General features: G+C 71.0%; 16 protein-coding genes. 10 read left to right on the plus strand and 6 right to left on the minus strand.

Features of this window, described 5'->3' with window-relative positions; translation table 11 throughout:
• Positions 1-126 precede the first annotated feature (126 nt).
• Positions 127-2,424, minus strand: coding sequence for a glycoside hydrolase family 3 N-terminal domain-containing protein (locus tag ABZ642_RS23885; RefSeq protein ID WP_360487509.1), 2,298 nt, complete (start codon positions 2,422-2,424; stop codon positions 127-129).
• A 104-nt stretch (positions 2,425-2,528) separates the two neighbouring features.
• Here ABZ642_RS23885 and ABZ642_RS23890 point away from each other — a divergent pair, with 104 nt between their 5' ends.
• The 6 genes from ABZ642_RS23890 (at position 2,529) to ABZ642_RS23915 (ending at position 10,133) form a co-directional block, all read left to right on the plus strand.
• Positions 2,529-3,560: a LacI family DNA-binding transcriptional regulator gene (locus ABZ642_RS23890; protein WP_360487512.1), complete on the plus strand. Its 1,032-nt coding sequence runs from the start codon at positions 2,529-2,531 to the stop codon at positions 3,558-3,560.
• A 160-nt stretch (positions 3,561-3,720) separates the two neighbouring features.
• On the plus strand, positions 3,721-5,046 hold the full coding sequence (locus tag ABZ642_RS23895; RefSeq protein ID WP_360487515.1) for an endo-1,4-beta-xylanase: 1,326 nt from the start codon (positions 3,721-3,723) through the stop codon (positions 5,044-5,046).
• Positions 5,047-5,141: 95 nt separating this feature from the next.
• Entirely contained in the window at positions 5,142-6,197 is a 1,056-nt protein-coding gene (locus tag ABZ642_RS23900; protein WP_360487518.1) for an LCP family protein, read from the plus strand.
• Positions 6,198-6,324: 127 nt separating this feature from the next.
• A complete protein-coding gene (locus tag ABZ642_RS23905) occupies positions 6,325-6,681 on the plus strand; it encodes a YciI family protein (RefSeq protein WP_351693607.1) in 357 nt (118 codons plus the stop codon).
• Positions 6,682-6,724: 43 nt separating this feature from the next.
• Entirely contained in the window at positions 6,725-7,993 is a 1,269-nt protein-coding gene (locus tag ABZ642_RS23910) for an RNA polymerase sigma factor (protein ID WP_360487520.1), read from the plus strand.
• A 118-nt stretch (positions 7,994-8,111) separates the two neighbouring features.
• Positions 8,112-10,133, plus strand: coding sequence for a cell wall-binding repeat-containing protein (locus tag ABZ642_RS23915; RefSeq protein ID WP_360487523.1), 2,022 nt, complete (start codon positions 8,112-8,114; stop codon positions 10,131-10,133).
• On the opposite strand, the gene ABZ642_RS23920 is transcribed toward ABZ642_RS23915, so the two are convergent.
• A complete protein-coding gene (locus ABZ642_RS23920; protein WP_360487526.1) occupies positions 10,111-11,316 on the minus strand; it encodes a methyltransferase domain-containing protein in 1,206 nt (401 codons plus the stop codon). The two genes, ABZ642_RS23915 and ABZ642_RS23920, sit on opposite strands and share 23 nt — an antisense overlap.
• 90 nt (positions 11,317-11,406) lie before the next feature.
• Between ABZ642_RS23920 and ABZ642_RS23925 the strand changes: the two genes are divergently transcribed.
• The 4 genes from ABZ642_RS23925 to groL all read left to right on the plus strand — a co-directional run bounded on the left by ABZ642_RS23925 (position 11,407) and on the right by groL (position 15,395).
• Complete coding sequence (locus tag ABZ642_RS23925; protein ID WP_360487529.1) at positions 11,407-12,297, plus strand: polysaccharide deacetylase family protein; 891 nt, start codon at positions 11,407-11,409, stop codon at positions 12,295-12,297.
• Positions 12,294-13,097: a polysaccharide deacetylase family protein gene (locus tag ABZ642_RS23930; RefSeq protein ID WP_360487532.1), complete on the plus strand. Its 804-nt coding sequence runs from the start codon at positions 12,294-12,296 to the stop codon at positions 13,095-13,097. Before ABZ642_RS23925 ends, ABZ642_RS23930 begins: the two co-directional genes overlap by 4 nt.
• Before the next feature lie 245 nt (positions 13,098-13,342).
• A complete protein-coding gene (gene groES, locus ABZ642_RS23935) occupies positions 13,343-13,651 on the plus strand; it encodes a co-chaperone GroES (RefSeq protein ID WP_066995800.1) in 309 nt (102 codons plus the stop codon).
• A gap of 118 nt (positions 13,652-13,769) precedes the next feature.
• Positions 13,770-15,395, plus strand: a complete 1,626-nt coding sequence (gene groL / locus ABZ642_RS23940; RefSeq protein ID WP_360487535.1) for a chaperonin GroEL — start codon at positions 13,770-13,772, stop codon at positions 15,393-15,395.
• A gap of 170 nt (positions 15,396-15,565) precedes the next feature.
• On the opposite strand, the gene ABZ642_RS23945 is transcribed toward groL, so the two are convergent.
• The 4 genes from ABZ642_RS23945 to ABZ642_RS23960 all read right to left on the minus strand — a co-directional run bounded on the left by ABZ642_RS23945 (position 15,566) and on the right by ABZ642_RS23960 (position 20,087).
• Positions 15,566-17,854 (minus strand): FtsX-like permease family protein, encoded by a 2,289-nt coding sequence (locus ABZ642_RS23945; protein WP_360487538.1) that lies wholly within the window; start codon positions 17,852-17,854, stop codon positions 15,566-15,568.
• The gene (locus ABZ642_RS23950) at positions 17,851-18,543 is read right to left on the minus strand and encodes an ABC transporter ATP-binding protein (protein ID WP_360487541.1); all 693 of its coding nucleotides are present in this window, start codon (positions 18,541-18,543) and stop codon (positions 17,851-17,853) included. The genes ABZ642_RS23945 and ABZ642_RS23950 overlap by 4 nt, the downstream gene beginning before the upstream one ends.
• A gap of 60 nt (positions 18,544-18,603) precedes the next feature.
• Positions 18,604-19,014: a hypothetical protein gene (locus ABZ642_RS23955; RefSeq protein WP_360487544.1), complete on the minus strand. Its 411-nt coding sequence runs from the start codon at positions 19,012-19,014 to the stop codon at positions 18,604-18,606.
• A gap of 365 nt (positions 19,015-19,379) precedes the next feature.
• Positions 19,380-20,087, minus strand: a complete 708-nt coding sequence (locus tag ABZ642_RS23960; RefSeq protein ID WP_360487547.1) for an ester cyclase — start codon at positions 20,085-20,087, stop codon at positions 19,380-19,382.
• Position 20,088: the final 1 nt, after the last annotated feature.

The following is a 20,088-nucleotide window of genomic DNA, read 5'->3' on the forward strand; positions in this document are numbered from 1 at the left end:
ACGGTTCGGACCACGCCGACGCGCACCACGGTAGCACTAACCGGATAGATCTATCCGCTTAGTGTGGTGGCGGTCCGTGCGGAGTCCTCGCCGTACTTCAGGAGGCCGTCTGCCGCGCCCCGGCGGTCACCTCACCTCCGTCTCGCAGCGCAGCACCCGGTCCGGCCCCGACCGCCGTACCGGACCCGTCAGTCGCAGCCGTACGGTGGCTCGGACCTCGGTGCTCGAAGTGCCCACCCGGAGCTCCAGCGCACCCGGTTCCACCACCCGGGTCCCCTCCCGGTCGGTGAACGCCGAGAGGTCGGTGTGGAAGCGGAAGGTCAGCCGGCGGGACTCGCCCGGCGCCAGGTCCAGACGCCGGTAGCCGATCAGGCGGACGTCCGGGCGGGTCACCGACGCCACCGGGTCGTGCAGGTAGAGCTGCACGACCTCCGCGCCGGCCCGGTCGCCGGTGTTGCGGACCGCCACGGTCACGTCGTGCGAACCGTCCGTCCCGATCTCGGCCGTGCCCTGCGACACCAGTTCCCACGCGAACGTCGTGTACGAGCGGCCGTGTCCGAACGGGTACAGCGGGGTCGGATCCAGATTGCTGAGCTCGCCCGCCAGGCCGAGCGGGGGCTGGAGGTAGGTCCAGGGCTGGCCGCCGGGCACCCGCGGGACGCTCACCGGCAGCCGCCCCGACGGGTTGACGCGGCCCGACAGCACGCCCGCCACCGCCGGGCCGCCCTCCTCCCCGGGGAAGAACGCCTGCACCACCGCGCCGAGCCGGCCCTGCCAGCGGCCCAGTGCGTACGGGCGCCCGGTGAGCAGGACCAGGACCACCGGGACGCCCGTCGAGAGCAGCGCGTCCAGCAGGTCGGCCTGGACGCCGGGCAGCGACAGGTCGGCGACGTCGCAGCCCTCGCCGGAGGTGCCCCGCCCGAACAGGCCCGCCCGGTCGCCGAGCACCGCCACGCACACGTCCGCCTCCGCCGCGCGCGCCACCGCCTCCTCGAAGCCCGCGGTGTCCGGGTCGGAGACGTCACAGCCCTCGGCGAACGTCACCTTCGCGTCCGGGAGTTCGGCCCGCAGCGACTCCAGGACGGTGGGGATGGCGATGCCCAGGTCGACCTCGGGGTGGTGGGTCAGGACATGGGACGGGAAGGAGTAGCAGCCGAGCATGGCCAGGGCGTCGGCCGCGCGCGGGCCGACCACTGCGATGCGGGTGCCGGGGGCCAGCGGCAGGACGCCGTCCGGGTTGTCCAGCAGGACGACCGACTCCTCCGCCAGGCGCCGGGCCAGGTCGCGGTTGGCCGTCGAGTCGAGGTCGACCGAGGCCGGGGGCTCGGGATCCCAGTCCGCGTCCAGCAGCCCGAGTTCGCACTTCTGGAGCAGCACCCGGCGGACCGCCCGGTCCACCAGGGACTCGGGGATCGTGCCCTCCCGCACCGCCGCCACCAGCGGGCGGCCGTAGCACTTGAGGGTCGGCAGTTCGACGTCGATGCCCGCCGCCAGCGCGAGACCGGCCGCCTCTGCCTCCGTGCCCGCCACCCGGTGCAGCGTCTGCAGGAAGCCGATGCCGAAGTAGTCGGCGACGACCGTTCCGGTGAAGTCCCAGTCTTCGCGGAGCAGTTCGGTCAGCAGGCGGGGGTCCGCGGACGCCGGGACACCGTCCGTCTCGTTGTACGCCGCCATCACCGAGCGGGCGCCGCCCTCGCGCAGCGCCATCTCGAACGGGGGGAGGGTGACGTCCGCGAACTCCCGCACCCCCGCCCGGACCGGGGCCAGGTTACGGGCGCCGGCCGAGGAGGCGTACCCCGCGAAGTGCTTGAGCGTGGCGATGATCCCGGCCGACTCCAGGCCCCGGACGTAGGCCGTGCCGATCGTGCCCACCAGGTACGGGTCCTCGCCGATCGTCTCCTCGACCCGCCCCCAGCGCGGGTCCCGGACCACGTCCAGGACGGGGGCCAGGCCCTGGTGCACGCCGACCGAGCGCAGGTCCGCGCCGATGCTCCGGCCCAGCTCCTCCACCAGCGGCGGGTCGAAGGCGGCGCCCCAGGCCAGCGGGACCGGATAGGCCGTCGCCCGCCAGGCCGTGAAGCCGGCCAGGCACTCCTCGTGGGCGATCGCCGGGATGCCGAACCGGCCGGCGGCGGTGATCCGGCGCTGGGCGCGGGCCAGTGCGCGCGCTCCCAGCGCCGGGTCCACGGGGGCGGTGCCGAAGGAGCGGGTCAGCTGGCCGAGGCCCAGGGTGACCAGCTCGTCCCAGTCGTAGTCGGCGGTCATCTCGCGTTGCAGCGGGGCGACTCCCTCGCCGTCCGTGGCGGCGCCCACCCACACGCCGTAGAGCTGGGCGGTCTTCTCCTCCAGGGTCATCCGGGGGAGCAGGTCGTCGACGCGGACCGGGGCGGGCAGTGCGGGGTCTCGCCAAGGAGCGGTGGTCATGAAACTCCCGTCACGAATGTTTCGTACAACACACCGAATGTTCCGGGAACCTATGGCGTGCGCAGGTCTTCGTCAAGGGGGAGTGCAGGGATACGATCGCGGTCATGACGCCTCCGAAGCCCGCAGAAACGCAGACGGCGACACTCGCCGAAATCGCCCGTGAGGCCGGCGTGTCCGCTCCGACTGTTTCGAAGGTCCTGAACGGGCGCGCGGACGTCGCTCCGGCGACCCGCACCCGGGTCGAGGAACTGCTGCGCGCCTACGGCTACCGGCGGCGGCGCGCCGAGGCCTCCCGGTCGCCACTCATCGACCTGGTCTTCCACGAACTGGAGAGCGCCTGGGCGATGGAGGTCATCCGGGGGGTGGAGAACGTGGCCCGGGACGCCGGGCTGAGCGTGGTGCTCAGCGAGAGCGCCGGGCGGCTCACCCCGGGGCGGACCTGGGCCGACCAGGTGGCGGCCCGGCGGCCGCACGGGGTGGTGCTGGTGCTGTCGGGGCTGGACGAGTCGCAGCGTGCGCTGCTGATGAGCCGGTCGATCCCGTTCGTGGTGATGGACCCGGCGGGCGACCCGGGGCCCGACGTCCCCTCGATCGGCGCGACGAACTGGCAGGGGGGACTGGCCGCCACCCGGCACCTGGTCGAGCTGGGGCACCGGCGCATCGGGGCGATCAGCGGGCCCTCCCGGATGATGTGCAGCCGGGCCCGGGTGGACGGCTACCGGGCCGCTCTGGAGACCGCCGGGCTCCCCGTCGACCAGCGCCTGGTCAAGGCCGGGGACTTCCACCACGACGCCGGCTACCGGCTCGGCCTGGAGCTGCTGCGCATGCCCGACCGGCCCACCGCCGTCTTCACCGGCAACGACCTCCAGGCGCTCGGGCTGTACGAGGCCGCGCGCGAGCTGGGGCTGCGGATCCCGGAGGACGTGAGCATCGTCGGGTTCGACGATCTGCCGGTGGCCCGCTGGGTGGGGCCCCCGCTGACGACCGTACGGCAGCCGCTCACCGAGATGGCCGAGGCGGCGGCCCGGCTGGTGCTGGAGATGGGGCGGGCGGAGGAGGCCACCACCGCGACCCGGGTGGAGCTGGCGACCAGCCTGGTGGTGCGGTCGAGCACGGCGGCGCCCGCGGCCAGGTGAGACGGGCCGGCCGGAAGTTGACGTATTGACGGGTGGTGCGGGCGTCTCCACACTCCACCGAAGCCAATCGGTTGTACGACCGAAAGTTTCGGAGGCACCCGCCATGAGATCTCTGAGAACAGGCTTGTTCCCCCGCTTCTCCCCCCGCTTATCCACGGGCTTGTCCCTGGCGGCGCTTGTCACCGGCGCCGCGCTGCTGTTCACGGCACCCGCGGCGCACGCCGCCGACACCCCGCTGCGCGACCTCGCCGCCGCCAAGAGCAAGGTCATCGGCACCGCGGTCACCGGCTCCAAGCTCACCGGGACGTACGGCGACGTCGCCGGCGCCCAGTTCAGCTCGCTGACCCCGGGCAACGCCATGAAGTGGGGGTCGGTCGAGCCCACCCAGGGCACCTTCGACTGGAGTGAGGCCGACCAGATCGTGGCCTTCGCCCAGGCCCACAACCAGCAGGTACGCGGCCACACCCTGGTCTGGCACAGCCAGAACCCCGGCTGGCTGACGAACGGCACCTGGACGTCCGCCCAGCTGAGCAGCCTGCTGCAGAACCACATCAGCACCGAGGTCGGCCGCTACAAGGGCAGGATCGCCGCCTGGGACGTCGTCAACGAACCCTTCAACGAGGACGGCACCTACCGCTCCACCCTCTGGTACAACGGCCTGGGCGCCGACTACATCGCCAACGCCCTGACCTGGGCACACGCGGCCGACCCTGCGGCGAAGCTGTACATCAACGACTACAACGTCGAGGGCGTCGACGCGAAGTCCACGGCCCTGTACAACCTGGTCAGGTCCCTGAAGGCGGCGGGCGTCCCGATCGACGGGGTGGGACTGCAGGCCCATCTGATCCTCGGCCAGGTGCCCGCCACCCTCCAGCAGAACATCCAGCGCTTCGCCGACCTCGGCGTGGACGTGGCGATCACCGAGCTGGACATCCGGATGGCGCTGCCCACCGACAGCACCGAGCTCGCCCAGCAGAAGGCCGACTTCAAGTCGGTGGTCGCCGCGTGCGTGGCCGTGAGCCGCTGCGTCAACGTCACTGTGTGGGGCTTCACCGACTCCGACTCCTGGGTGGACAGCACCTTCCCGGGGTACGGGGCGGCGACGCCGTACGACGCGAACTACGCGCCGAAACCCGCGTACTACGGCATCGCGGAGGCGCTCGGCGGGACCACGACCACACCGCCGCCGACCGGTGCCTGCTCGGCCTCCTACAGCGTGGGCAGCCAGTGGAACACCGGGTTCACCGGCCAGGTGACCATCTCCTGCTCGGGTGCCTCGCTCTCGTCCTGGAAGGTGAACTGGACGTACGGTGCCGGGCAGCAGATCACCCAGGCCTGGAACGCCGTCTGCACCCAGTCGGGCGCGGCCGTCTCCTGCGCGAACGCCTCCTACAACGGGACGGTCGCGGACGGGGGTTCGGTGACCTTCGGGTTCAACGCGTCCTGGAGCGCCAGCAATCCGGTGCCGTCCGTGACCCTGGGCTGAACCCGGCCTGAGAAGGGTGAGATTTTCCGAAGAAAACGCTCTTGCGGCACTCGCGCTAACAGTCCCCTAATAATTCGGACTTACGTTCCTGTCTCGTGACGGGACACGAGGAGCAAGGCGGCGCGGGCAGACGGGTGGGCCGGCGGTCGAGAAGGCTGAAGATCGTCGGCCTCACCCTGGCGGGCGTCATGACGCTGGGCATCGCGGGCGCGGGGTGGGTCTACTGGCACCTCAACGACAACATCAAGAGCGTCGACATCAACAGCGCGCTCGGCGACGACCGCCCGGCCAGGGCGGTTACCACCCCGACGGCCAGCGCGTCCGCGTCGGCGTCCCCGCTGCCCACCGGTTCCGTCAACATCCTGGTGCTGGGCTCGGACTCGCGCAGCGGCAAGGAGAACAAGAAGCTCGGCGGCGGCGACAGTTCGGGCGCCCGCTCCGACACGGCGATGGTCGTCCACATCGACGCGGGCCGCACCGGGGCCACGGTCGTGAGCATCCCGCGCGACACCCTGGTCACCCGCCCCTCCTGCCCGCTCTCCTCCGGCGGCTCGACGTCCGTCGCCTACAACGCGATGTTCAACAGCGCCTACTCGGTGGGCGGGGCGGTGTGCGCGGTGAAGACGGTCGAGTCGATCACCGGCGTCCGCATGGACCACTATCTGGAGATCGACTTCTCGGGCTTCGCCAAGCTGGTGGACGCGCTCGGCGGGGTGACCGTGACCACCGACCAGGACATCGACGACGACGACAGCCACCTGCACCTGAAGAAGGGCACCCACCACCTCGACGGCACCACGGCCCTGGCGCTCGCCCGCACCCGGCACGGCATAGGCGACGGCAGCGACCTCGGCCGGATAGGCCTCCAGCAGAAACTGGTCAAGGCCCTGCTGGACCAGATGGCCTCCATCAGCCTCCTGACCAACCCGGCCAAGCTCTACGAGGTCGCCGACGCGGTCACCGCCAGCCTCACCACCGACACGGGCCTGGACTCGCTCAGCGAGCTGATGCGCCTCGGGCAGAGCCTCAAGGGCCTGACCTCGGACCATCTCAAGACCGTGATGATGCCGGTGGTGACGGCCCCGTCCGACCCCAACCGGGTGATCGCGAAGGAGCCGGCCGCGAGTGAACTGTGGGACTCGCTGAAGTAGCGGGAGCCGCGCCGGAAAAAAACTTCGGAAGATTCCGGTGCGCGTGTCGATCCGGGGCCGGCGCGTTCGACGCAAGGGTGAGATGCGGGGAGAGACCCCGCACCGCACCGGAATCCCAGGAGTCACCATGCCCCGTTACCTGTCGCTCGTGAAGATCGACGAGAGCGCCGCCCCCGCCGAGGGTCCCAGCCAGGAGCTGATGCAGCGGATGGGCGAGCTGATCGAGGAGATCACCAAGGCCGGCGTGATGCTGGACACCGCGGGGCTCACGCCGACCGCCCAGGGCACCCGGGTGCACTGGGAGGGCGGGAAGATCTCCGTCACCGACGGGCCGTTCACCGAGTCCAAGGAGGTCGTCGGCGGTTACGCGATCATGCAGTGCAAGGACATGGCCGAGGCTCTGGAGTGGACCAAGCGGTTCCTCAAGGTGCACGAGGAGTTCTGGACGGTGACCTGCGAGGTCCGGGAGATCGCGGAGGGCTGACCCTCCTGGCGTACCGCCGTCCGGGGGTGTCGAATGGAGGGCTGTGAGCACACAGCCCTCCGTCGACGCCGATGCCCGGCACGCCATCGAGACCGTCTTCCGCCTGGAGTCGCCCCGCGTGATCGCCGGCGTCGCCCGGATCGTCCGGGACGTCGGCATCGCGGAGGAACTGGCCCAGGACGCCCTGGTCGCCGCCCTGGAGCAGTGGCCCCGGGACGGGGTGCCCGACAACCCGGGCGCCTGGCTCACGGCCACCGCCCGGCACCGCGCCGTCGACCTGGTCCGGCGCCGGGAGAACTACGCCCGCAAGCTCGCGGAGATCGGCCGCGGGATGGAGACGGCCGCCCCGCCGGAGGAGCCCGCCGACCCCGACGACATCGACGACGACCTGCTCCGTCTGGTCTTCACCGCCTGCCACCCGGTGCTGTCGCCGGAGGCCCGCACCGCCCTCACCCTGCGCCTCCTCGGCGGTCTGAGCACGGCCGAGATCGCCCGCGCCTTCCTCGTCCCCGAGCCGACCATCGCCCAGCGCATCGTCCGCGCCAAGCGCACCCTGGCCACCAGGAACATCGCCTTCGAGGTGCCCTACGGCCCGGACCGCGAGGCCCGGCTCGGCTCCGTGCTCGACGTCATCTACCTGATCCACAACGAGGGGTACGCGGCCACCGCGGGCGACGACTGGCTGCGCCCCTCGCTGTGCGAGGACGCGTTGCGGCTGGCCCGCGTGCTGTCCTCGCTGATGCCGAAGGAGCCGGAGGTGCACGCCCTCACCTCGCTCCTCGAATTCCAGTCCTCCCGCACGGCCGCCCGCACCGGCCCGGACGGCGAGCCGGTCCTGCTCAGGGACCAGAACCGCCGCCGCTGGAACCGCATGCTCATCGCCCGCGGCATCCGGGCGCTGGCCCGCGCCGACGCCACGGCGACGGGCGCCCCGGGGCCGTACGCCCTGCAGGCGGCCATCGCGGCCTGCCACGCGCACGCGTACACCTACAAGGAGACCGACTGGCGGTCCATCGCCACCCTGTACGGCCTGCTGGCGGTCCGGTCCCCGTCCCCGGTCGTCGAGTTGAACCGGGCGGTGGCCGTGTCGATGGCGGACGGTCCGGCGGCGGCCCTGGCGATCGTGGACCCGCTGACGGCCGAACCCGCCCTGCGCGACTACCACCTGCTGCCCAGCGTGCGGGGTGACCTGCTGGCCCGCCTCGGGCGTACGGCGGAGGCCCGCGCGGAGTTCGAACGGGCGGCGGGACTGGCGCGCAACGAGCGGGAGCGGGAGTTGCTGCTGGCCAGGGCGCGGGAGTGTGCTTCGTAACCTGGAAGCAGACAGCTGTTCATCCGCAACTCTGTTCCCATGGCAACTAGTTGGTCACTACAGTGACCCGGCCCCTGTGCAGGGGCTGTACAGACCATGGGGGGTCGACAACTTGAGAATGTTCACGCGCCGCCGTGCGGCGGCGCTCGCGACCGCGGCCGTACTGGCCGCGACGGGCACCCTGGCGCTCGCGCCGGGCGCCGTCGCCGACGACGCCGGGCCCTGGCCGGGAACCGAGGGCAGGATCCTCACCGACGGACCGCGGCTGATCGACCCGGTCACCGGCGCGGCCACCGCCGTCTCGTCCGTGGCCTCGGGCCTCTACGGCGCCTGGGCGCCGGACGGCAGCCGGTTCGTCACCGGCTCGTACCAGACGATCAGCAGCGTGCGCACCAGCGGCGCCACCAAGCTCACCCTGCCCCTGGCCAAGGGCATGCGGAACGACAACGTCGGCTACACGGACCTGACCTACGGCTGGAACGGCCGTTACGTCGTGTTCTCCGACGGCGGCCAGCTCGCCTACGGCCCCTCCGACGGCGCCTGGGCCCCCGGCCCGCTGCTGTCGAACGCCCAGGAGCCGTCGACCGCCTGCGACTCCAACCCGACCGTGGACGGCTCCGGCCGGGTCGCCTTCGAGCGCCGCAACGGCGGCTGCTCCGGGGACCCGGGCGTCTACGTCTACGACTCGGCCGCGGACACGGTCAAGCTCGTGCTCGGCCACGCCGGGCAGCCCGCCTTCTCGCCCGACGGCACCAAGCTGGTCTTCGTCCGTGACTCCCAGCTCTTCACGGCGAACGCGGACGGCACCGGCCTCAAGCAGCTCACCGACGACACGCGCTCCTACTCCAACCCGTCCTGGTCGCCCACCGGCACCCGGATCCTCTACGACGTCCACACCAACCCGAACAACAGCGACGCGCACAGCACCGAGTACCTCGACCTGACCAGCGGCGCGTTCACCCCGGTCCCGACCACCTGGGAGGGCAGCAACCCCAGCTGGCAGCCGGTCCGCAAGAACACCACCGCACGGGTCTGGGGCGCCGACGCGGGTGCCACCGACATCGCCTCCTCGCGCTGGAGCTGGAACACCGTCGGCCAGAGCGAGGCGGGCCTGCTGGACGCCAAGTCCGCCGTGCTGCTCGGCCAGGACGACTCGGCCGACGCGCCGACCGCCACCGCACTGGCCGGCAAGCGGCAGGGCCCGGTGCTGACGACCGTGAAGACCGGGCTGTCGACGGCGGTGAAGAACGAGCTGAAGCGCACCCTGAAGAAGGGCGCGAACGTCTGGATGGTCGGCGGGACCTCGGTCCTCACCACCAACGTCTCCACCCAGCTGAAGTCCCTCGGCTACGTCCCGAAGCGGGTCTCCGGCACCGACCGCTACGACACCTCGGTCAAGGCCGCGAAGACGGTCACGACCAGCCCGTCGTACGTCTTCCTGGCCAGTGGCACCGACTACCAGGCGGCGCTCCCGGCGGCCGCCGCGGCCGGCGCCGACGGCACGGGCAGCTCCGGCAGTGTGGTCCTGACCAGCGGCAAGTCGCTGACGTCGGCGGTGAAGTCGTACCTCAACAGCCTCAACCCGGCCAAGACCATGGTCATCACGGTCGGGTCCGACGCGAAGTACGCGCTGACCCACGCGTCGTTCTCCAAGTGGCCGTCGACGTACTACTACTACCCGATCACGGGGGCCAACAGCGAGGCGCTGTCGGTGGCCCTCGCCAAGTTCTGGTGGACCACCCCCGGCCAGGCCGCCGTCGCCTACGCCGGGTCCTGGCGGGACGGGGTCTCCGCGGGCTCGGCGATGAACATCTACGGGCCCGTGCTGTGGACCTCCAGGCCCGCGCTGTCCGACGAGGTCAAGAGCTATCTGCTGCGCGAGTCCGCCGGCACCCAGGCCGTGATCGCCTTCGGCGACACCGGCTCGGTGACGGCGGGCGCGCTGAACACGGCCGGCTCGTCGATCAGCGCGAGCGGCAACGACTTCGTGTACCGGCCGTACTTCAACGGGGTCGCCTCGGCCGCGCGCACGTTCGCGCAGCGCACGGACGCCGGTGAGCCCGCCTCGGCCGGGACCAAGTCCGCCCGTCCGGTCGCCGAGCCGAACCTGGGCACGATCAGGACGGCCCAGCACCAGTAGCAGGCCGCGCGGGGGCGCCGACGAGCATGGTCGGCGCCCCCGCCACCCGGGTCAGGAACACCGTCGCCGAGTTCGGCCCCTGCGGCTTGACCTTCCTGCGCAGTTCCTCCGGCTCCACGGCCGACCCGCGCTTCTTCACGGTCAGCGTGCCGACCCCGCGCTCGCGCAGCAGCGCCTTCAGCTTCTTGACGTTGAAGGGGAGCTGGTCGGTGATCTCGTACGCGCTGGCGTACGGGGTCATGTGCCGCTCGTCCGCCGTGATGTACGCGATGGTGGGGTCGATCAGTCCGCCGTCCAGGTCCGCGGCCACCTCGGCGACCAGGTGGGCCCGGATGACGGCGCCGTCGGGCTCGTACAGGTACCGCCCGACGGGCCGCACCTCGGGATTCGGCAGCATGCTGTCGGGCGAGGCCCACACGCCGGCCCCCGAGGGCAGCAGCACCGCCCGCCGGGCGCCGGGCGTCACCCGCGCGCCGAACCACACCGTCGCCTCCTTGACGTCGCCCCCGTCCGAGATCCATTCGGCCTCGGCATCCGCGGGGATCGCCTCGTGCGGGATGCCCGGCGCGACCTTCAGCACACCGCACGACGCCTGCCGGGCCGCCTCGACGGCCCACGACAACGGTGGGGAGTAGGCCTCCGGATCGAAGATGCGGCCCCGGCCGCCGCGCCGGGCCGGGTCGACGAACACGGCGTCGTAGCCGGCCGTATCCACCTCCGTGACGTCCGCCTCCCGCACCTCGATCAGGTCGTCGAGCCCGAGCGCCTCGGCGTTGGCCCGTGCCACGGCCGCGGCCGACGGGTCCCGGTCCACCGCCAGCACGCGGATCCCGGCACGGGCGAGCGCGATCGCGTCGCCGCCGATGCCGCAGCACAGGTCGGCGATGGTGCGGACGCCCAGCGCCCGGAGAGACTCCGCCCGGTACGAGGCGACGCTCGCCCGCGTCGACTGCTCGACCCCGTTCGGTGTGAAGAACATGCGGTCCGCGTCCGCCTCCCCGAACTTCGCCGCCGCCCGCTGCCGCAGCCGGGCCTGGGCGAGTGCCGCCGACACCAGGTCGGCGGGGTGCTCGCGGCGCAGCCGGGTGGCCACGGCGAGTTCGTCGGCGGGCGCGGTGCCGCGGACCTCGGCGAGGAGGGCGCGGCCCTCGGGGGAGAGGAGGGGGGCGAGGAGGTCGTTCACCGGGTCATTGTCGGCCAGTCGGTGGATGGTTCGCCTCCGGCGGCGGTGTCGGCGCCGGTTCCGGGGGAGGGACTGGAAGGATCCGACGCCATGCGAGTAGTCGTACAAAATGACAAAAAAGGGTTGAAGGCGGGCGCGGCGGGCCTGCTGGCCGTGGCCGCCCTGATGTCCGGCTGCGCGGGGCCGGACACCGGCTCCACCGCCCGTCCGCCCGCCGGCCGGCAGGCGCCGCCCCGGGCGGCACCCGCCCCCGACTCCCACGCCGCCCTGGTCGCCGCCGCCAGGCGCTGGGGCCTGGACGCGGTCCCGCTGCGGCCCCCGGCCCCGCCGCAGGTGAAGCCGAGGATCACCGCGCGCGACGGCTTCGAGGTGGACGGGCAGGAGGAGGACGATCTGCCCCCGGTCTTCACCACGATCCCCACCAAGCGGAAGGTCGTCTTCCTGACCATCGACGACGGCTCGAACAAGGACCCGCGGTTCCTCCGGATGATGAACGACCTGCGGATCCCCTACACCGCGTTCCTCAGCAACTACCTGGTCAAGGACGACTACGGCTACTTCCGCACCATGCAGTCCGAGGGCCACACCCTCAACAACCACACCCTGACCCACCCCTATCTGCCCGGCCTGTCCTACGAGGAGCAGCGGGACGAGATCTGCGGCATGCAGACGATCATGAAGAAGCAGTTCGGCAAGGCGCCGACGGTCTTCCGGCCGCCCTACGGCAACTACAACGGCGACACCCTGCGCGCCGCCAAGTCCTGCGGCATCAAGTACGCGCCGATCTGGGACGAGGAGGTGTTCGTCGACCACTGGGAGTACCGCGAGTGGGACCGCGGCCTGCACCCCGGGGACATCGTGCTCACGCACTTCCGGGGCAAGGACGACTGGGACGGCACGATGGTCGACGACATGCGCCGCTTTCTGAACAAGGTCACCCGCGAGGGCTATGCGGTGGCGCGCCTGGAGGACTACCTGTGAGCCGGCCGAGGGCGACGGCCGCGCTGCTGACCGCCGCCCTCCTCCTGGCGGGCTGCGCGCAGTCCGTCGACCCGATCGAACGGCTGGGCAAGAAGGCGGCCGACCGGGTACGGCCGCACGGCCCGGCCGGCGAACAGCCGTACCGCCACTGGGGCCTGACCGCACCCCTGCTCCCGGCGCCGCACCCGCCGCTCCACCCGCTCGCCCTCCACGCGAACCTCCCCCCGGTCGTGGACCACGTCACCACCACCGACAAGGTCGTATTCCTCACCTACGACGACGGTGCCGAGAAGGACCCGCGGTTCGTGGACATGGTCCGTGAACTGCGGCTCCCGGTGAGCATGTTCCTCACGGACAGCGTGGTCGGCCCCGGCTACGGCCACTTCGCCCGCCTCCAGGAGGTCGGCGCGAGCGTCCAGAACCACACCCTCGACCATCCGGCCATGCCCGGCCTGCCCTACGCCGGCCAGCGCGCCGAGATCTGCGGCCAGCAGGAGAAGCTGAAGTCCCGCTTCGGCATCCGCCCCCGCCTCTTCCGCCCGCCCTACGGCACGTACGACACCACCACCCTGCGCGCGGCGGCCGACTGCGGGGTGGCGGCGGTGGTCCTGTGGCGCGCGGCGATGACGGCCGACGGCGTCGCGTACCGCCACGGCGAGAAGCGGCTGCGCCCCGGCGACATCGTCCTGGTCGGCCCGGACGAGGCCACCGGCCTGACCCTGCGCGAACGCACGACCCGCCTGCTCCGCCGGGTCCAGGAGAACGGTCTGACGGTGGGGCGGCTGGAGGATTACCTGTAGGAACCGGCGGCGGCCCAGGGACGGCCACAGCGGCCCCGGTCACTATTTTTTTCCGCGCCGCGCCGCGGGCAATTGGCACTCCGCTTGACCGAGTGCTAATCGCAGTCATAGTCTCGGCTCTGGCACTCGGCAGATGAGAGTGCCAACAACGCGACGGGCAGGTCCGGCACCCGCGACGACGGATCCACCTGGTCGCCACCTCAGACAGTTAACCCCGTGAGATCTCCGAAGGGGGAGGTCGGATCGTGACGACCACCAGCTCCAAGGTTGCCATCAAGCCGCTTGAGGACCGCATTGTGGTCCAGCCGCTCGACGCCGAGCAGACCACCGCCTCTGGCCTGGTCATCCCGGACACCGCGAAGGAGAAGCCCCAGGAGGGTGCTGTCCTCGCCGTGGGCCCGGGCCGTTTCGAGAACGGCGAGCGCCTGCCGCTCGACGTCAAGGTCGGCGACGTCGTGCTCTACAGCAAGTACGGCGGCACCGAGGTGAAGTACAACGGCGACGAGTACCTCGTCCTCTCGGCTCGCGACGTGCTCGCGATCATCGAGAAGTAGTTCACCCCAAGCACATTCTGCTTTGAGCTGCGCCCCTGGCCCCCGCGACCTTATGAAGCCGGGCGTCGGGGGCGCGGTTCGTTTCACTCACGTTTTCCGAGAGGGCTGAACCGCTCCCATGGCGAAGATCCTGAAGTTCGACGAGGACGCCCGTCGCGCCCTCGAGCGCGGCGTCAACAAGCTTGCCGACACCGTCAAGGTGACGATCGGCCCCAAGGGCCGCAACGTCGTCATCGACAAGAAGTTCGGCGCCCCCACCATCACCAACGACGGTGTCACCATCGCCCGCGAGGTCGAGCTCGACGACCCGTACGAGAACCTCGGCGCCCAGCTGGTGAAGGAGGTGGCGACCAAGACCAACGACATCGCGGGTGACGGTACGACCACCGCCACCGTGCTGGCCCAGGCGCTCGTCCGCGAGGGCCTCAAGAACGTCGCCGCGGGTGCCTCCCCGGCCGCCCTGAAGAAGGGCATCGACGCCGCCGTCGCCGCTGTCTCCGAGGAGCTGCTCTCCTCCGCCCGTCCGATCGACGACAAGGCCGACATCGCCGCCGTCGCCGCGCTGTCCGCCCAGGACCAGCAGGTCGGCGAGCTCATCGCCGAGGCGATGGACAAGGTCGGCAAGGACGGTGTCATCACCGTCGAGGAGTCCAACACCTTCGGTCTGGAGCTGGACTTCACCGAGGGCATGGCCTTCGACAAGGGCTACCTGTCTCCGTACTTCGTGACGGACCAGGAGCGCATGGAGGCCGTCCTGGAGGACCCCTACATCCTCATCAACCAGGGCAAGATCTCCTCCATCGCGGACCTGCTCCCGCTGCTCGAGAAGATCATCCAGGGCAACGCCTCCCGCCCGCTGCTGATCATCGCCGAGGATGTCGAGGGCGAGGCGCTCTCCACCCTCGTCGTCAACAAGATCCGCGGCACCTTCAACGCGGTCGCGGTCAAGGCCCCCGGCTTCGGCGACCGCCGCAAGGCGATGCTGGAGGACCTGGCGATCCTCACCGGCGCCACGGTCATCTCCGAGGAGGTCGGCCTCAAGCTCGACCAGGCCGGCCTGGACGTGCTGGGCTCCGCCCGCCGTGTCACGGTCACCAAGGACGACACCACGGTCGTCGACGGCGCCGGTGACTCCGGTGCGGTCACCGGCCGCGTCGCCCAGATCAAGGCCGAGATCGAGAACACCGACTCCGACTGGGACCGCGAGAAGCTCCAGGAGCGCCTCGCGAAGCTGGCCGGCGGCGTGTGCGTGATCAAGGTCGGCGCCGCCACCGAGGTGGAGCTGAAGGAGAAGAAGCACCGTCTGGAGGACGCCATCTCCGCGACCCGCGCCGCGGTCGAGGAGGGCATCGTCTCCGGTGGTGGCTCCGCGCTCGTCCACGCCGCGAAGGTGCTGGAGGGCGGCCTGGGCAAGACCGGCGACGAGGCCACCGGTGTCGCCGTGGTCCGCCGCGCGGTCGTCGAGCCGCTGCGCTGGATCGCCGAGAACGCCGGCCTGGAGGGCTACGTCATCACCTCCAAGGTCGCCGAGCTGGAGAAGGGCCAGGGCTTCAACGCCGCCACCGGCGAGTACGGCGACCTGGTCAAGGCCGGCGTCATCGACCCGGTCAAGGTCACCCGCTCCGCCCTGGAGAACGCCGCCTCCATCGCCTCCCTCCTCCTGACGACCGAGACCCTGGTCGTCGAGAAGAAGGAAGAGGAGGAGCCGGCCGCCGCCGGTCACTCCCACGGCCACTCCCACTGAGGCACGCCGGCGAAGCCGGTGAGCAGTAGGTCGCTGTGCCCCGCCGCTCTGCGGCGGGGCACAGTGCTCTCACCGGACTGCCGGGACGCGTCCGGGTCTCAGCACCCCGTGTGTCGATGAGCGGTGATCCCGGCCTCGGGCAGCCCGTTTCGTCCTGGCGAGCCGACCGGTCAGTCGCGGCGGATCAGCTCCGGATCGATCCGGCGGCCGGCCAGCGGCAGTGAGCCCGCTGCCGCGGCCGCCACCACTCCCGCCACCGCCACGGACAGCAGGGGGATGCCGGCGACATCCCAGCGGATCGCCCCGCCACCGGTGATCAGGTAGCTGGACTCGGCGAGCTTCCCGGTGACGGCCGCCAGGGCGAGACCGAGACCGAGCGGCAGCACCACCTGGAGGCACTGCACGGCCCGCATGGTCCGGGCCCGCGCACCGATCAGGGTGATGGCGGTGACCTGCGCACGGCGTTCGACCGCGCGGTCGGTCACGGACACCAGGAACGCGGCCACGCCGATGACCAGCCCCATGACCATGCCGAGGGCCAGCAGGGTTTCGACGACCGATATCTGTTCGAGTCCCTGGACGTTCAGTCCGACCAGCTCCACCTCGGCGATCGGGGCGATCGCACCGATGCCGTCGAGGACCTTGCGGACCTGTCCGGGCTCCGAGCTGCTGGTCAGTACGAGCTCGGCGTCACGGGGCCGGGCGTGTGCGGGCAGTGCCGACGGCGGGACGAGGAGCACGGCGTTGCCCACGGCGGACGCGGAGTACCCGCTGTAGACGATCCCGTCGGCGGGGAAGCCGATGTCCAGGTGCCCGGTCCCGCTCCCCGAGAGCCGGAACCGGAAGGGCGTGCCCGGCTTCACGCCGGATCCGACGCTGGAGTTGGGGTCGACGAGCCTCATCACCTTGCCGTCCACGCAGCCCTGGGAGCGCTGGACCATGCGGTCCAGCTGCGCGCAGGTGGCGATCAGGGCGGTGGCCGACGACGCGAACGCGTCCTCGGGGCTCTTCCTCTCGAAGTCGACCCAGGAGTTCATCATGACGGCGTGAGTGCGCACACCGGCGAGGCCGCCGAGTTCCCTCTGCCGGTCCGGGCTCAGGGCGGACAGGGAGAGGGAGTAGTCCTGCACGGGCCCGGACGGTCGGCTGACCTGCTCCAGCTGGATCAGAACACCCTGGGCGAGCGAGGCGGCGTAGACGAGGAGTACGAGACCGGTGACGACCCTCATCGTGCTTCCGGGCTCGGCCTCGTTGCGCCGCATCGCCAGGTTCAGCGTGAGGGACTGGGTGGACGCCGCCACGCGGCGGGCGAGAACGTACGAGATCAACGGGAGCGTGAGCACGAGCCCGACTCCGGTCAGCACGACGCCGCCGACCACGAGCAGCGCGTTCACGCCCACACTCGACGCCGGGTGCCCGAGCACACCGCTGAGGCAGAAGCCGGAGACGATGCCCATACCGGCGATCAGGAGGAGACCGCCCCACTTGGACGGCGGTCGCGGGAGCGCGGTGCGGCGTACCGCCAGCGGGTTGGCGGCGGCTTCCCGCGCGCTCTTGCGGCCGACGAACCAGGCCAGCGCCGGGCAGCCGATCAGACAGACGGCGACGGTGGTCGCGGACAGGGCACCGTCGTCCGGATACCACCGCAGCGCGGGCAGCCCGGTCCTGGACATCACCTGGTTGAGAACCCAGTACTCACCGAGGCCGAGCACCGCGCCGAGCAGCGCGGCCATCACGGTCTCCGCCGCGTTCACGCGCTGGGTGCCCTTGACGCTGAGGCCCAGCAGGCGCAGCGCCGCCAGGCGCCGCATGCGGCTGGCGGCCGACAGACGCGCACAGACCGTGAGGAAGATCCCCAGGGGCAGCAGAACCAGGGTGGCCAGGGCGAACCGCACGTCCGTCAGCGTGGACGGTTCCACGGCGGGGGACGGGGCGTAGTCGTACCCGAAACCCTTCAGGGTCCGGCCCTCGTGGGCGATACGGCCGCGCGTGGTGCCGACGTACGCGTACAGCTCGTCCGGGTGCGCGAGCCCGGCCCCCGCGATGGTTCCCTTCTCCCGTCCCGGCAGCAGCCCCTTGACGGCGGGGGCCTCGCGCAGGAGGTCATGGACCCGCGGCGAGACGAACACCTCGCCGGGGCCGGGGAGCCGGGTCAGACCGGGCGGGGCCGACCGTGTTCCCTCGGTGCCCCTGGCGATGAACACGCGGGTGAACGGCCTGGACCCGTACGCGTCGGAGCGCTGGACGACGAGCGTGCCGTCCGCCGGCCCCTTGGCGGAGGTGACGGGCTGTCGTGCCGCGGCCCGGCCGTCGTGGGCGTGCAGGATCGCCGGAACGGTGAGGACGAGGGCCAGGCAGCAGACACCGATGGAGCCGCCGGCCGCCATCAGGAAGAAGCGTGTGCGGTTGCCTCGTCCCGCGCCGAAGAGGAGTCGCAGACCGAGCAGGAATTCCGTCACGCCGCACCTCGCGGCGTGAGTACCCCGTCCGCCATCGTGTATCGGGTGTCGGCCTGTGCGGCAACCCCGTGATCGTGCGTCACCAGAATGACGGCGGTGCCCTGTGAGCGGGCCAGCCCGAGGAACTCCTTCAGTACGGCGGAGGCGTTGGCGCTGTCCAGGGAGCCCGTCGGCTCGTCGGCGAACACGACCGCGGGCCGGTGGACCAGGGCGCGCGCCACCGCGGCGCGCTGACTCTGCCCTCCTGAGACCTGCGACGGCCGGCGTTCACGCAGCTCGCCGAGGCCGAGCCGGTCCAGGACTTCGCCCGCTCTGGCGAGAGCGGGCCGCTTGCGCTGTCCGGTCAGACGCAGTGGCAGCGCGGTGTTCTCCTCGATGGTCAGTTCCGGGAGCAGTTCGCCGTACTGGAAGACGAACCCGAACCGTTCCCGGCGCAGGGCGCTGATCTCGTCGTCGGAGAGGTCACCGAGTGAGCGGCCTTCGAAGCGCACCTGACCACGTGTGGTCGGCAGGACGCCGGCGAGGCAGTAGAGCAGCGAGGACTTTCCGGAGCCGCTCTGCCCTGTGATGGCCACGACCTCACCCGGGGCGACCGAGAGATGGGCGTCGCGGACGGCCTGGTGGTTGCCGTAGGAGAGGTCGACTCCGACGGCCGAGATGATGTCTGACGTGCTGATGGCTTCCCCCAAAGAAGCGTGCGGGCCCAGGGGGGATGTGCCCCTGGGCCCGCGGTCCTGCCGAAGCGCCGGCTACCTCTGGTAGTGCTTCGTCGACGAGCAGTTGTCAGGGTTGAGCGAGCCCTTGTCACGGCAGACGCGGATGTAGGCGTCGTCGGTGTGCAGAGCGGCGCCGTCCCAGTTCAGCTTGTCGAGCGGGACGCTGTGCTTCTGCTTGCCGTTGTAGCGGCTCCAGTCGTAGCCCTCGACGCGGACCTGCATGTAGACGTTGTGACCGTCACCGTTGTCGGTGTCGTTCAGGTTGCCCGCCCACTCGAAGGCGCCGTGGTTCTGGTTCGAGGGCCAGAAGGCGTACTGGCCACTGGTGAACGAACCGCCGCCGGTGGACAGCGTCGGAACGGTGTGCCATGAGGCGGCGGCCGCCGTCCCCGCGCTGACGGCGAACAGGCCTGCGGCTATTGCGCCGACTGCCAACTTGCGCATGTTTTCCTCCCGTTGTTGTGCAAGGTCCCGGATGGTCAGGTCCGGAGCCGCCGTGAACCTAGCAGTCACGAAGGGGAGGTGAATGGCATGATCAATTCAATTCTGTCCACTTTCGATGGTGTTTCGGAGCAGTGGACTTTACCTTTGCCTGGCGTTTGCTTGACATTGGCTTGACCATCGGCTGAGCTTTTTCTGAGGGAAGGTGACGAATCGTCAGTGACGAGGGGACACGCCGCCGTCCTCGCGGCATCCGCTCGTGCGACACGGGCAGCCGGTCGCAGCGTGTGTCGCTCACCCGACGGAAGAAGCCCCCGTTCCTGTCCGGAACGGGGGCTTCGCCCCTCGCGGGTACTTCGATCGTCTGCCTACTTCGCCAGCGCGTCCAGCGCTCCGAGCCGCTCCATCAGCCCGAGCCGGTCGTACTGCAACCAGCCCTCGGCCATCTTCCCGGCGGCGTCGAAGCGGTGGATCGTCGTCCCGGCCATGGTGACCTGCCGACCGGTGTTCGGCACCCCCATGAACTCCGTCTTCTGCACACCCGTCCAGAGCCACCTGGTGCACACCCGGTCGCCCTGGGCGATCTGGTCCTCGACGAGGAACGAGAAGTCGAAGGCCGCCCGCCACATCTCCAGCTTGCGGCGCATCGCGTCCATGCCGATGGTGTCCTGGCCCTCGACCGGTTCGTGGTCGTGGTAGTCCTCGGTGATCAGGTCGTCCAGCGGAACCAACGGGCCGGGCGCGGCGATCGTCTCGAAGAACCGCCGCGCGGTGTCGGCGTACCACCGCTCGTCGCGCACCACGTCCAGATCCGTGAACGTCGGCATCCCCTCGCAGATTGCCAGTATCTCGTTGAGGACCTGGTCGGTCTCCGGCCGGTTGGAGTTCCGCATCGCCTCCTCGTACGAGGGGAACTCCACGATCTCGACGACGTGCGACGCGTCGGAGCGGTCCTTGCCGACCACCGCGTGCGTCGCCGTCCGTTTCCCCTTGGCCTGCGTGACCCACCTGTCCATCAGCCGGTCCATCTCGGCCGGCCTGCTGGTCCTGCACTCGATGAGCTGTACGAACGTCATG

The organism is Streptomyces sp. NPDC007157, from assembly GCF_040634235.1.
Taxonomy (GTDB): domain Bacteria; phylum Actinomycetota; class Actinomycetes; order Streptomycetales; family Streptomycetaceae; genus Streptomyces.

Coding starts and splice junctions, on each gene's coding strand:
- ABZ642_RS23905 (WP_351693607.1), top strand. CDS start 6,325: ATGCCCCGTTACCTGTCGCTCGTGAAGATCGACGAGAGCGCCGCCCCC.
- ABZ642_RS23960 (WP_360487547.1), bottom strand. CDS start 20,087: ATGACGTTCGTACAGCTCATCGAGTGCAGGACCAGCAGGCCGGCCGAG.
- ABZ642_RS23915 (WP_360487523.1), top strand. CDS start 8,112: ATGTTCACGCGCCGCCGTGCGGCGGCGCTCGCGACCGCGGCCGTACTG.
- groL (WP_360487535.1), top strand. CDS start 13,770: ATGGCGAAGATCCTGAAGTTCGACGAGGACGCCCGTCGCGCCCTCGAG.
- ABZ642_RS23890 (WP_360487512.1), top strand. CDS start 2,529: ATGACGCCTCCGAAGCCCGCAGAAACGCAGACGGCGACACTCGCCGAA.
- ABZ642_RS23925 (WP_360487529.1), top strand. CDS start 11,407: ATGCGAGTAGTCGTACAAAATGACAAAAAAGGGTTGAAGGCGGGCGCG.
- ABZ642_RS23885 (WP_360487509.1), bottom strand. CDS start 2,424: ATGACCACCGCTCCTTGGCGAGACCCCGCACTGCCCGCCCCGGTCCGC.
- ABZ642_RS23955 (WP_360487544.1), bottom strand. CDS start 19,014: ATGCGCAAGTTGGCAGTCGGCGCAATAGCCGCAGGCCTGTTCGCCGTC.